General features: G+C 55.2%; 10 protein-coding genes and 1 tRNA gene. 6 read left to right on the top strand and 5 right to left on the bottom strand.

What is annotated here, in order from left to right; translation table 11 throughout:
• The first annotated feature begins 100 nt into the window (after window positions 1-100).
• Together M0R89_RS04415 and M0R89_RS04410 are read left to right on the top strand one after the other, a co-directional pair.
• Window positions 101-658, top strand: coding sequence for a uracil-DNA glycosylase family protein (locus M0R89_RS04415; protein WP_248651355.1), 558 nt, complete (start codon window positions 101-103; stop codon window positions 656-658).
• Window positions 659-1,542: 884 nt separating this feature from the next.
• The gene (locus M0R89_RS04410; protein ID WP_248651354.1) at window positions 1,543-2,367 is read left to right on the top strand and encodes a DNA adenine methylase; all 825 of its coding nucleotides are present in this window, start codon (window positions 1,543-1,545) and stop codon (window positions 2,365-2,367) included.
• A 38-nt stretch (window positions 2,368-2,405) separates the two neighbouring features.
• On the opposite strand, the gene M0R89_RS04405 is transcribed toward M0R89_RS04410, so the two are convergent.
• Window positions 2,406-3,254 (bottom strand): MutH/Sau3AI family endonuclease, encoded by an 849-nt coding sequence (locus tag M0R89_RS04405; RefSeq protein ID WP_248651353.1) that lies wholly within the window; start codon window positions 3,252-3,254, stop codon window positions 2,406-2,408.
• Between the two features lie 132 nt (window positions 3,255-3,386).
• Here M0R89_RS04405 and M0R89_RS04400 point away from each other — a divergent pair, with 132 nt between their 5' ends.
• The 3 genes from M0R89_RS04400 (at window position 3,387) to M0R89_RS04390 (ending at window position 8,273) form a co-directional block, all read left to right on the top strand.
• Window positions 3,387-5,669, top strand: a complete 2,283-nt coding sequence (locus M0R89_RS04400) for a DNA-methyltransferase (RefSeq protein ID WP_248651352.1) — start codon at window positions 3,387-3,389, stop codon at window positions 5,667-5,669.
• 166 nt (window positions 5,670-5,835) lie between these two features.
• Window positions 5,836-7,542 carry a hypothetical protein gene (locus M0R89_RS04395; protein ID WP_248651351.1) on the top strand — a complete coding sequence of 569 codons (1,707 nt, stop codon included), beginning with the start codon at window positions 5,836-5,838 and terminating at the stop codon, window positions 7,540-7,542.
• Between the two features lie 660 nt (window positions 7,543-8,202).
• Window positions 8,203-8,273, top strand: a tRNA-Gly gene (locus tag M0R89_RS04390).
• 128 nt (window positions 8,274-8,401) lie between these two features.
• On the opposite strand, the gene M0R89_RS04385 is transcribed toward M0R89_RS04390, so the two are convergent.
• The 3 genes from M0R89_RS04385 to M0R89_RS04375 all read right to left on the bottom strand — a co-directional run bounded on the left by M0R89_RS04385 (window position 8,402) and on the right by M0R89_RS04375 (window position 10,162).
• A complete protein-coding gene (locus tag M0R89_RS04385; RefSeq protein ID WP_248651350.1) occupies window positions 8,402-8,965 on the bottom strand; it encodes an Ig-like domain-containing protein in 564 nt (187 codons plus the stop codon).
• 148 nt (window positions 8,966-9,113) lie between these two features.
• Complete coding sequence (locus M0R89_RS04380; protein WP_248651349.1) at window positions 9,114-9,821, bottom strand: Nmad3 family putative nucleotide modification protein; 708 nt, start codon at window positions 9,819-9,821, stop codon at window positions 9,114-9,116.
• Window positions 9,822-9,871: 50 nt separating this feature from the next.
• A complete protein-coding gene (locus M0R89_RS04375) occupies window positions 9,872-10,162 on the bottom strand; it encodes a DUF7577 domain-containing protein (protein ID WP_248651348.1) in 291 nt (96 codons plus the stop codon).
• A gap of 112 nt (window positions 10,163-10,274) precedes the next feature.
• Here M0R89_RS04375 and M0R89_RS04370 point away from each other — a divergent pair, with 112 nt between their 5' ends.
• Complete coding sequence (locus M0R89_RS04370; RefSeq protein WP_248651347.1) at window positions 10,275-11,543, top strand: aryl-sulfate sulfotransferase; 1,269 nt, start codon at window positions 10,275-10,277, stop codon at window positions 11,541-11,543.
• A gap of 27 nt (window positions 11,544-11,570) precedes the next feature.
• Here the strand turns inward: M0R89_RS04370 and M0R89_RS04365 are convergent, their stop codons facing one another.
• Window positions 11,571-12,662 (bottom strand): PQQ-dependent sugar dehydrogenase, encoded by a 1,092-nt coding sequence (locus tag M0R89_RS04365; protein ID WP_248651346.1) that lies wholly within the window; start codon window positions 12,660-12,662, stop codon window positions 11,571-11,573.
• Window positions 12,663-12,775 lie beyond the last annotated feature (113 nt).

Genomic DNA, 12,775 nt, shown 5'->3' with positions numbered 1-12,775 from the left:
CTCGATGCACAGCCGACTACAGAGAACCGTTGAGAATGCACGACGGGGGGAGGGGCACTGCGAGGGCTGTAGTGCTCACGAATGCTCCGGGGGGTCGTTCGTGAATCCGGGCCTGTCGAACCCCGGGGGCGATTTACTCTTCGTCACTGACGAACCTCGGCATCCCGTTGAGTGGAATCAGCACGACGACTGGGCGGAGTACAACGACGAATGGCTGCCGCGATTCAATAATGCGCAGGGCGGGCAACTCATCGAGAAGTTGCTCGACCCTATGGAACTCAGTATCGACGACGTCTGGATAACCGACTCCATCAAGTGTCCGACGCAGAAGGATACTAGTCGTGGGATTCCGGCGGCGGAGACAGAGGAGAGTTTTGAGCACTGCCGCGCCTACCTCGATGCAGAGATAGAGGCCGTAAACCCGGTCGGTGTCGTCACGCTCGGAATGCAGGCGACGAGACGAACCCTACAGGTGCTCGGGGTCACGGAAGATAAAGCACGCCGAGTCCAGGTCTCAGAAGAGTACGGGCATTCGGGGTTCAAAACGACACCGCCCGTGGTTATCTCGCTTCACTGGGCACAGCGGACGGTCGCCGAACGCGAATGGGTGCCGGTCGTGCAAGAGGCGATAGTAGACCTCGTAGAATCCTCACGGTAACAGCGGAGCCGTGATGCGACTCGCGGGCCATCCGGGTAGGTCATGGGAGGTCCGTCCGTTCCTGCTTCATCTGACATGGTGGCCTCCGATGCGTGCGTGGTTCAACTCCGCGCTGGCCCACTGATACGAGTGTCTGATGTTTCGGTAGGTGCAGCGCCGAGAGAAGCGGTTGAACGCTCGGACGCTTCGGTCACGTATAGATTGGGAGTCTCACGTCTCGAAGCTCGATGAAACCGAGAGGTGGTAATCTCACTGAGGAACGTCAGAAGTATCTTCTCTGTCAAGGTCATGCTCTCCCTCGCTATATTAGAAACACGGTCTCGTTCGTCTGTCTCTTCGGCTCTGGTGGTTTGAACGGGTGAGCGAGACGTGGAGTATCTCCGGCGAGCGACCATTCGGTTTCAATTTTCAGTGATGGAAGGCCGCAATCCCACAGGCCATCTCACCGTTCGTTACAGCTCGGTTCCTCGGTGAGAATGCTAACTTGTTTAGGGACAGCCTATGCGAACTCCATCCCTCTGTCATATCAGCGCAAATCTTCAATTCTCCTCACCGACTGTGGCTCTACCCTCTTCTACTCGTATTAAAATATATACGTTCATGGTCGGTGATGAGAGCACAGGGATACAGGAGAGTAAAAGAGCGAGCACCTCTCGTATTCACCAGAACGAACTCTCATTCTGCTCTGAGATTTAATTCTGAATAACAATCTACTTCAATGAAGAATAGGTAAACTGAGCTGGCAGAAGAGAACATTTTATTCAGAAACTAGCGGAACTTTCATTATTCTCGCACTCTAGTTAGTAACCATAGACTCGGAAGAACCGAGAGCGGGAGAACTATATAGAATCCGTTAAAGAAAGTTATCATCCTTAAAACGAATTATGGCACGGATTCAGCCCATCCAACGTTATGGCAGCAAGTATAATCATCTAAATTTTCTCCACTCACTCCTACCGAATGTCAAGAGATTTGTCCTTCCTTATGGTGGGAGTGGTGTCACCCTCTGGAGTAGAGAACCTTCACCCATCGAAGTTTGGAACGACATTGATAGTGAGCTTTATAATTTCCTTGATGTGGTCCTCAGAAAGGAGGACGAACTTCTAACACTTCTAACCGACAAATCCTTCTACTCACGACAGCTGTTCGAAGAGGCTCACAAACGCTGTCCCGAGGATAATGTCTTGCGAGCATTCTACTTTCTTGTCCGAAACGCTCAAGCCTTCAATGCGGTAGAAGGTGGGTCATGGCGACGTGACATCTCGAATATTCGTCGTGGGAAAGCAGCAGTCCTCTCATCATGGGAACACCGAATTGACCAAATTCGCCAAACTCACGACCGAATGACTGACAGTAGATTGCGGTCAAGAGTCCAAATCGAAAATCGCCCAGCTTTAGAGATTATAAGTGATTATGACGATAGTGAGACTCTGTTCTACCTTGACCCACCTTATCCCCCTCAAGCACGTACCAGCACCGGTCAATATCACTACGAAATGAATACCGAGGACCACCGAGAGCTAGCAGAGACATTGCAAGACGTGGAGGGTTATTGTGCAGTATCCGGTTATGAATGTGAACTATTTGACAATCTCTATGAAGGATGGTGGCTGCATTCGGATGAGGAAAAGACGCTTGCTGGTAAGGGAACTGGTTCACGGCAAGAAGTTTGCTATACGAATTACGACCCAGATGAGGTCTGTGAATAATCCCAAATAGAGATAATACAATTGACTATTGCCGTTCTCTACAGTTCTGGGAACGACTCTGAGAACCTGCGGACATCATGCGGGGCCTTCTTTTGAGCTTCTCCCCAGAGCTCTTCGATTTCAATCCCACTCGCCCTACCCCGAGACGCCTTTTGTAGGCCAGTTGCCTCTTGGAAAATCTCCATTGCACCACCCATTCCAATCGACCAGCCCCGTTTTTCGGCATAGTCGAGTATAGGGTGTGCGTCTGAGGAGACACGGGCATGGCGGGGTGACGAGGCAGGGTCTTCATGGTCATACCCGCCACTGTGCTTCGGGCACGTGCCGAGCAAGGTTGTGTGCTTTTCACTTGGTGTCTCGCCGTTCATGACTTTTTCTTTGCATATTTCGAAGTCTTCCTGTAATTGTTCTCGCCATCGTGGGTCGTCCATTGGCTCCCATAAATCCCACCACACGATAGGGTACGTGGCACGGTCCTGACCAACAATGTGAATATACCAGATTATGAGAACGGAAGAGAGCTTTTTCTGGAGCGCAGGTACCTCTGTCCAGTGGTCTGCTTCTGCGATTTCGGTATAGTCACACATACAAAGAACAAGGCGCTCTTTAGGCCGGAGAAGTTCATTTCCTCCTGTCCGTCGAAGGGGTGTTACTTTAAGTTCAATACCCTCGTCTGTAAAATCCGGTCGTGCATCGTTATTAATAGCAATATCGAAATACCCCTCTTCGATAACATTTGCGACACCGTGCTTCGACCGTGCACGCTCATCATCGGCCATTCCGTTGATTTCTGCGTCGATATCACCAAACGTCTTCCCTAAAAGTCTGTTTGTAGCTTGGAGAATCTCCTCACGGGAAGCCGTCACCCCGTTTGTAAGGCCGGTCATACTCTATTCAGAAACATCCGGGGTTATCAATCCTGCTTCTTCGTTACCATCGCTTTCCTAACAGTAGTGTACACTAAGAGGGCAACAGACCGTAGCATAAATAATGTCTGCCGAGAAAGCGTAGGGAAACACATGTCCTCCAATGATTCTCTTGTGTCGGATGACCGCTATGGGGTTTATCAAGCGGATTCCCGAAAACTAGCTAAGACTCTGGCGGACTATTTTGACGATGATGAAATTAGCTCTTTAGTTGACGCAACTGTCACGTCTCCCCCTTATGCGGATATTAAAGATTACGGATATGATGAACAGATTGGCTCAGGGGATAGTTATGACCAGTATCTCGATGACCTTCGTAAGGTCTTCAAAAACGTTTACGAGGTAACTGCCGAAGATGGGTCATTATGGTTGAACATTAATAATAGGCAGTTTAATGGCCGAATCGTCGATATAAAGTCCCATATTATTGAGGCACTGGAAAATCTTGAAAACAAGCGGCACTGCGAGAAATGCGGGGACCGTGCACGTCGAAACGGTGAGACTGGAGAACTCTACTGCACAAATATTGAAGACCATGAAGACGGCGATGAATGGCGCTACGACCCAACTGATGATTCTTGGATTTGCCATAATGAGGTTATCTGGGACAAACAGAAGTCGAATGACGAGCGTGACGGTGTTCGTAATGTCTTCGAGTATGTGCTAATATTCAAAAAATCGGAGGAGTTCGAGGTCAACGAAGACGCTCGAATCTACGACCCAACGCAGTTGAAGCAATGGTGGATAAGCGACACATACAACTATTCACCGGACGGTGCGACCTACCCGAACGTATGGGACATTCCTGCCGAGATGACCGGTGGATGGGGTGATGACGACCTAAATCATGATGCCGTCTTTCCTGCTGCGCTTGTTGAGCGAATGATTGAGATGTCCACTAAACCAGGAGATACTGTTTTAGACCCATTCGCTGGTACAGGGACAACGCTAGCAGTTGGCGACCTTATGGACCGCCGTACTATCGGCTTTGAACTTAACCCAGACTATATTTCGCTTCATGGAAGCCGCCATGAATCAATTGAGCAAGCATGGTTCGGCGGTGAATCAGAACACCTCTCCTTAGAAGACCGGAAACAACGATATGCACAGGCGACATGGGCCTTACGGCATCACGGCTATGTAAACTGGCTCTTCACTACGTTACGAAGTCAAGCTCGGGACGTTAAGGACATTCATGACCTATGGTCGGCGCTCGCGGAAGCTGATACAGAGAGTGTGGTTGAGAGATGGTGTAGCAATAATAAAACAACAAATGCCGACCCGTTAATAGCAGCACTGCGTTCTACCCTACCAATTAAAGTACTTCTTGAGAACCTGGATATCTCTTGCGAAGATGTTATTTCAGGGAGTGAATCGCAGTTAGATAGCTTGATAGATGCAGCTTCAAGTTCACCGGCCGCGATAGTAGCTGCGCTATTAGAGACACTCGACGAGCCGAATGTGATACAAGGATTAGGTCAAGGAACGTCTATAAATACCGAGGCAGACATCGCCAGTGGTGAATTTGAAGCGATAGCAGAGGAACTACTTGATGAACTATCACCAGTGGAATTATTCACTCGTCTCAGTGAAAGAGTCACAGCTAGTACCCTAACAGAATGTGTTAGTGACCTCGATACCCCCACACAAGCAACGCTAGGTGAGTGGGGTACAGCAAAAGAAACGGACGGCCCAGACCGAGACGCAGTATTATTTGGTGCGTTAATCGTTGCTATCAGGCAATCCATCACCCTCGAAACGGAAACACGGCCAAGTGTTATTGAACCGCTCATTGACCTTCAGCGGACGCATGGAGACCGGTTTGGGATTCACACAGTCGTTCTTCAACCGAAGACTGAGGATGGAATGCCCCCTGAAGACGAGGACCGCGCGCCGGTCAAGCAGTCGTTCCTTTTCGCTTCACAGGAGGCAGCTTCTGATGGTGCAGATGTACTCGAAGCCGCTGTTAAGTATCTTCATGCAGAGACCCCATCGAGTAACGCAAAGAAGCTCCGAAAGCACGGACTTGACGCTGAGAGAGAGTGGCTTTCTGTTACGTCTTTCGATGAGTGCATCGAAAATGATGAGCTTGCATGGCCGACTGATGCTTTCTATCTCTATACGGAAGGTCGACCAGAACAGTACACACGGCAGTTTGACTTCAATAGCCAACTGTGGGAGATGTGTACGTCAAATCCAAGTAGGTGGTCAGAGAAATATTGTACCCGGACTCGACCAACGGTAATTAATCCTCTCCGGCTCATCATTGAGGAGGCGGAGCCAGACCAACCACGATACACCATACGGCGTATAAACAATTACGGTAACGCCACCATTGATTCTGATGACGAAGGTTATTCCACATCATTTTTCTAGCTACCGCGAATCCCAAACAACCAATAAAATATTCGCCATGAAACCGAGTTCTAATGGATGTGTAGTAGATTGTACCATCACCTACCAGAACACCATCAGGGGAACATTCTTTCAGTAGGTATTTGAGGAACCCAAGAGTACTTAGTGATACTCCTAGACATCAATCATGCCTGCTCCTGTCCTTTACCTTGCTCGCCCTCGAAAAGAGGTATCGGAATCTCTCGTTCGCCGGGAATTTGCGTGGTTAATAAAGAACCAACTCTATGACACTAACCAACTTGGATGGTCGTTTTCTCACGGTCAAGTTAACCGCTATCCCGTTTCTGGTAGAGACTCAATGCTCTCAAACCTCTCAAAGGGGAACATCGGAGATGTAGAGACAGTCATTAATTGTTTCCGTAAAGAGAACCCGTGTTTTATTGTTCCATTGGGCGAGGAGATTAATATCGAGATAGTAGCACAGCGAGCCGCTACTATAGAGGCTGTCGGAGAGATTTCCGATATTACTAATCCGGATGTAAGATATTGTGATAACGTCGGGGCGTTCTGGGACGAGCAAGCAACTACCGCACCGGACGTATTTCAAGATGCACCCCCTGAAAGACGAGGGGTTTTTAATATTTCCCATCCCTTTGAGCACGGCCCCTTCCTTGACGGTGACAGCAATGACAGATATGAAATTCACCGGGATGGATGGCAGACTATGGACCCCAGTGGACCGATTTACTCCATATATTTCCCTATAAATGCAGATTCCAACACATCGGTCGATAGTAGTTTTAAGAAAATTTGGTCACTCTGTAGCCGACTACCTACAGGTAGTAATATGAGTGTAGAGAGCCATACTCGGTTAAAACCTACTTATGAGGTCACTCAGGGGCCAAAGTATAGTATTAGTGGGAATACTCTTACGTTCAACTCCGGTGCTGTGTCACCAGGTAGTCTTGTTTTAGCAATTGAGGATAGTATTCAGGAATCGGAAATCAATGAGCTACTACGACGTTGTAGCACACTTGGGCTGAGTATCGCTACCGAGCATAGTAGTGGCTCATCCATCTATTTTCTATTGAAGCTTCACCCACTTCATAAAGATAATCCAAAACCACATTATAAAGCTTCCCGAGAGCGGCGTAAACTTGCACAAACGGAATGGGCACGAGATGAAGTGCCAGGGTATAAAAAAATCTCTACATTTGAATCAGGTCCACGGGAACACTGTCTAATTACGGTTAATAGCCGTCAGGTTGTCGTCAAGCGAACAAGTGGTGAGGGTGGCCGTGGTAAAGATTCAGATGACTTCATGTGGGCAATAGGTAATGAGGAACCAGAGCTCTTCTCCGTATTCCGTGATACACAACGTGCTTTAGCCTGTGAAGAAAGTGGAAGAGCCTTCTTAGATGCAATCTATGATATCTGGGAGGCCACTTGGGAAATAGATAAACTTCCATCACAACTGCAGAGATTACATGATGAGCTTCCGCCAAACTCGAACGCACAGGACATGGAATACGGGCGCTTAGCTCTGCTATGGATATATGCGCTCCAATTTATCGTAGAGGACATAAACTATCGATTTAACTTCCATCCAGTGAAATTGGCACAGAACAGGATAAAATACAGAAAGCAAGGACGTGACCAACCGATGAACATCGTTCTCCGTATCGCAGCATCTAATCCTTCAGAGGACCGACTTCGGAAACTTACTGACCAGACGAAAGGCCAATCAAATGATGTCTCACGTCCCAGTGTCGCATGGGGATTTGAGCATCTTGTTCCGTGGTTGCGGAAGAAAAACATAATCACTAGTTCTAGAAAAGAGGAGCCAAAAATCCCAGACCAGCACAAGCCTTCTTCGCTCTCAGATTTCTTGTAAAAGAGGAATCCGCGAACCGAGTATATTTATGGCCTCTACGAGCTCTGAATATGGACGAGAGATGGATGCTACGCGGTTCTAACTATACATCCCTCCTTCCCGAGCCTACCCCTACTCTCTCGCCTGTAGGCGCGATAGAGGCCCGTACAAAGTGGGAATGTATACTCCAATGAACGAAGACGACGGAAATTCTGTTGGTCTAGTAGTTCTTGTTTAAACACGGTGAATAGTATCTAATCCGACCTTTATATAGGAGGGCGTTGTGCAAGCGATATGGCGGCGAACGCGAACGACGAAGCTCAGGTAGACATGAAACGGTTCTGGTTTTGTGTATACCGCGAGGACCCACTATTCCACGCAAGCCAGACGTGTCACCATCTTCAGAACCGACCACGGGACCTAGAAGACTTTCCGGTGGCGCACATTCCAGCCGACTCGAACGAAGTTGGTAGTGAGTCAGAACTTAGGTTCTGTACGGATTGTGGGGTAGCAAACCCATTTGAGTAGCGACAGAGGTGGAAGATACTACCGAGTATAAATATCTCAACGAGTCACCATAAGCCGGGAGCTTATGGTCCGGGTTTTTATATAGAACAGGCTCATTGAGTCTTGATGCGGATACCAGAAAATCGCACGACAGGGGCGAATTTAGGTATAGACGCGCCGGTGGTCTAGTGGTAGGACATGAGCTTCCCAAGCTCATAGCCCGGGTTCAATTCCCGGTCGGCGCATTTCTGTCGAACGAAGTGAGACGAAACGCGCAGGGAATCTGAACCCTGCCAGACGCAGCCCGCGAGCGAAGCGAGTCGGAACGTCTGGCTCCGGTTCAATTCCCGGCCGGCGCACTCCCTTTCGAGCGTCAGATAGTTACGTAGCCGAGATACACCTCGCCGTCTTCGGAGACGTGGACCGAGAGCGCGTCTTCCGGGTCCCGCGCGGCGACCTCCCACTCTTCGGTCGCCCTCGCGTCGCCGACTTCGACCGACACCTCGTAGGTTCCGGGAGCCGGGAAGTCGAAGTCACGCTCCGCCGACTCGTTGGCCGAGAGGTCGAGCGACACCTCGAACGCCACGGTCGAATCGTTCGCGGCGACGACGCGGACGGCGACGGTCCGAGCGGTCGGCCCGGCGTTCGAGACGCGGAGTTCGTAATCCACGTTCTTGTCGTACGTCGCCACCTGTTCTCGGGTCGTCGCGTTTGCAGCCGTCGCGTTTGCCGTCGTCACGTTCGTCTCGGCTCCGACCGTCTCGGTTCCGTTCGGCGCGCTCTCGGCCGTCGCGTTCCCCGGCGGCGGAGCGACGACGCGCTCGGCGCTCGTCGTCGCAGTCGTCGCGTCGTCAGTTCCGTCGCCGTCGGTCGCCGGTCCGCCACAGCCAGCGAGGAGGACGCACACGATGACCGCCCCAATCCAGCGCCTCGACATCGACCGTACCTTCGCGTCCGCGAGCAAATGCCTTGTGGGGTCGCCGACCTCAGCGTGACGGGGTCTCACTCTGCCTTTCCAGTATTTCCGCTCGTCCGCCACTTCCGCTCGCTTACTATTCCTGACGTCCATCACTTCCGCCAATCCACTACTCGTAGCCGTTCGCGACGAGGTCCAGCACCTCGTCAGTTTCGCTCTCACCGAACCGCATCGGTCGCCGCCACCACGGTCCTTTCCCGGAATCACTCGATAGGTCAGTGACGAGGCGGTTGGCCGTCGCCCCCTGCTCGGGCGAGCTCAGCGGGACCGCCGTCTCGTAGAGGCCGGACTCGTCCGCCTCGCCCGTGAGCAGGACCGCGGCGTCGAACTCCTCGCGCTTGACGTGGGCGTTGTTCCGGAACCGCCGGCGTTCCGCCTCGGGGAGGTCGGCGTACTCCTCGCCGGACACGGGGTCGCGCGCGAGACGAAACTGGCCGACGAGGTACGCGCCCCAGTCGGGTGCAATCCACTCGCGCGCCGGGGACCCGCTGGTCGTCAGCGTCGCGTAGAAGAGTACGTAGTCGCCCTCCTGCAGGTCGAGCAGGGGCCGTGCCTTCACCCCGTACGGGTCGCCGTAGGTGTAAGCCTCGCACTCGGGATACTCGGCGAACTCGGGGTCGAGGTGGACCGGCGCGTCGGCGCTTTCCTCGGGCAGTTCGGTGTCTAAGTCGAGGTCGGCGTAGGTCGGCACCGGGTCGCTGGTCGGCGACGTCTCCGGGATGGGTACGAACTCGAAGCGCCCGTCGGGGTAGATGGGACCGCGGACGCCCGGTGCGTTCGTGTTGGCTCCGACGTTGATGGCGACGGCGCGGGGCATTCGGACGTGTGGAGGCGTGCTATCGAGAAAGGACTGTCGTTCCGAGAGCGCTACCGCGCCGACATCGGATTCACGCAGTTCCGGCAGTAGGTGTACCCGGTGTCGTTCTCCGTACCGCACCGCGGGCAGACGACGACCGACGGGTCGTCGTTTCGCTGCCGGTCGTCGCTTCGCTGTCGGTCGTCGAGTTCTCGGACCTCCTCGACGGGAGACGTCTCCCGGTTCGGCGGCGTCGAACGGAACAGCGGCGCGTCCTCGTCGCTCCGGAGGTATCGGTAGATGAGCAACTGGAGGAGCGAGAAGAGGAGTACGTAGAGGACGATCCAACCCCAAACGCCCATATCGTGCCATACGGTGTCATGGTACTTTGCTCTTCTGTCGGCGTCGGCGGGTTCGGTGGAGTCGGCGGGCCGAACCGGCAACCATTAATCCGACGAGTCGGCAGGGAAACTCATGGAGCGACGACGGCGGATGCGGTATCTCGCGTGGGTCGCACTTCTGTTGGGACTGGCGCTCGGCGCGCAGGGCTTGGCCGCGAATCAGGGCGTGTCGGCGACCTCGGCCGACGAGGGGAAGTACGACGGCCACACGCTCATCAGCGTCCAGAGCTACGGCCTCGACGGGAAACTCCTCGAACTGAACGAAAACGACGAGGTCGTCTGGCGGTACGACCCGCCGAACTCGCGGGTGTTCGACGCCGAGCAGTTGGACAACGGCAACTTCCTCGTGGCGGTGACGACCAAGCTTCCGCCCGCGAAGTGCCCGGCCGACCAACTCGTCGTCGAGTCGGACCAGTGCATCGAGGCGAAGGTCCTCGAACTCGACTACGAGACCAAGAACGTCGTCTGGAACTACTCGTGGTACGACGAGAAAATCACTCACCACGAGGTCCACGACGTGGACCGACTCGAAAACGGCAACACCGCCGTCGTGGACATGGGCAACGACCGAGCGTTCGTCGTGAACGAGTCGGGCGGCATCGTCTGGGAGTGGCAGGCCGAGAACCACCTCGGCGAGGGCACCGCCTTCCGCGAGCGGTACGGCGGCCCGCCGAACCACGGCGGCGAGACGGACTGGACCCACGTGAACGACATCGACAAGTTGGAGAACGGCAACTTCCAGCTCTCGATTCGGAACTTCGACGTGGTAATCGAGGTCGACCCCGAGACGAAGAACATCACGAACGTAGTCGGCGCACCCGGAAAAACCGAGGTCCTCGACCACCAGCACAACCCCTACAAGCTACGAAACGGGACCGTGCTGGTCGCCGACAGCGAGAACGACCGCGTCGTCGAACTGAACGCGACGACCGACGAGGTGGTCTGGCAGTACGGCGGCCGGGGTCTCCTCCACTGGCCCCGCGACGCCGACCGCCTCCCGAACGGTAACACGCTCATCGTGGACACGTTCAACAACCGCGTCGTGGAGATAAGCCCGCGCGGCGAGGTGGTCTGGAAGTACGAGGGCGTCCAGATGCCCTACACCGCCGACCGACTCTCAGTCCCCGAAGAGGACCACGAGACGGTCCCCGGAACCGAACTCCGGAGTCGCTACAGCGGCGTCAACTCGCTCCAGAGCACGCTGGAGCAGGCCGAGGCCTACGCCGCGTTCGTCTTCCCCGCGTGGATGAAGCTCCCCGAACTCCTGACGCTCGCGGGGATAGCGGTCTGCGCACTCCTCTTCGTCCTCGACCTCGGTGTCGCGGCTGTCCGCGGTGAGTAGCGGAGTCGAGCGAACCGCTCCGAACCCTCAAACGGGCTGAATCCGGAGGATGCGGTCGTCCTGCGGAGCGGGCGTCCCCCGACCGTCCCTGTTGCTGGTCGTGACGTAGAGGTGGTCGTCCGGGCCGGTGAACACCGTCCGGAGGCGGCCGTACTTCCCGTCGAGCAGGCGCTCTTGCTCGACCACTTCGTTCCGGTCGTCGATTCGTACGCGGTGGAGATGTGTTCCCGCGAGCGTGCCGAAGAAGAAGTCGCCCCGCCAGTCCTCGACCGGACCCTCGTAGAAGGCCGCGCTTCCGGGCGCGATGGTCGGGGTGTAGGCCGCGATGGGGTCGGTGAATCGGTCGCCGTCGCTCGGTCCCGTGACGTCGGGCCACCCGTAGTTGTTCCCGGCCCGGAGGACGTTGATTTCGTCGCCGGACGAGGGACCGTGTTCCGTGGCGTAGAGTGTTCCCTCTCGCCACGCGAGGCCCTGCGGGTTCCGGTGGCCGTAGGTGAACGCGGCGTTGCCGAAGGGGTTGTCCGGGTGAGGTTCGCCGTCGGGAGTCAGCCTGAGAACCTTCCCGGCCAGCGAGTCGCGGTCCTGCGCGCGGCTCCCCCGACCGGCGTCGCCGGTCGTGACGAAGAGGCTCCCCTCGGGACCGAACGCGATGCGACCGCCGTCGTGGACGGTCGAGGCCGGAATCCCGTCGAGGACGACCGACTCGCGCGCGAAGTCTTCGGAGACTCGGTGGCGCACCACGCGGTTGGCGAGACCGTCCTCGCCGTCGTAGGTCTGGTAGGTGTACGCGAGGTCGGGGTCGTCGGGGTGGAGCGCGAACCCGAGCAGGCCGCCCTCCCCGCGGGCGGCCACCGCGTCGGTGAGGTCTGCGACCTGCTCTTTGCGGTCGCTCTCGCGGGCGACGCGCTGGATGCGGCCGGGGCGCTCGGTGACGAGGAGGTCGCCGTCGGGCGCGACGCCGACGCCCCACGGGACCTCCAACTCCATCGTCACCGTCTCGATGCGGAACCGCGGCTCCTCGGAAGTGGTGGTCTGCTGGCTCCCGGCGGTCCGCAGACAGCCAGCCGCCCCGACCGTGCCTGCCGCCGCCAGCGACCGCAGGTACGCGCGCCGCTTCATGCGCGTGTCAAGGAGGCCACGGGAGAAAAACGGCGTGGTTCGCGGGTCGCGGTGACACGGCGACGGCCAGCGACGGCCGAATAGAGTCTGGCTACCGGCCGGAGACGACTGCC

It is taken from the genome of Halorussus limi (genome assembly GCF_023238205.1).
GTDB classification, from domain to species: domain Archaea; phylum Halobacteriota; class Halobacteria; order Halobacteriales; family Haladaptataceae; genus Halorussus; species Halorussus limi.
The sequence above is the reverse complement of the archived record's forward strand: the minus strand, read 5'-3'. Positions and strand labels throughout refer to the sequence as shown.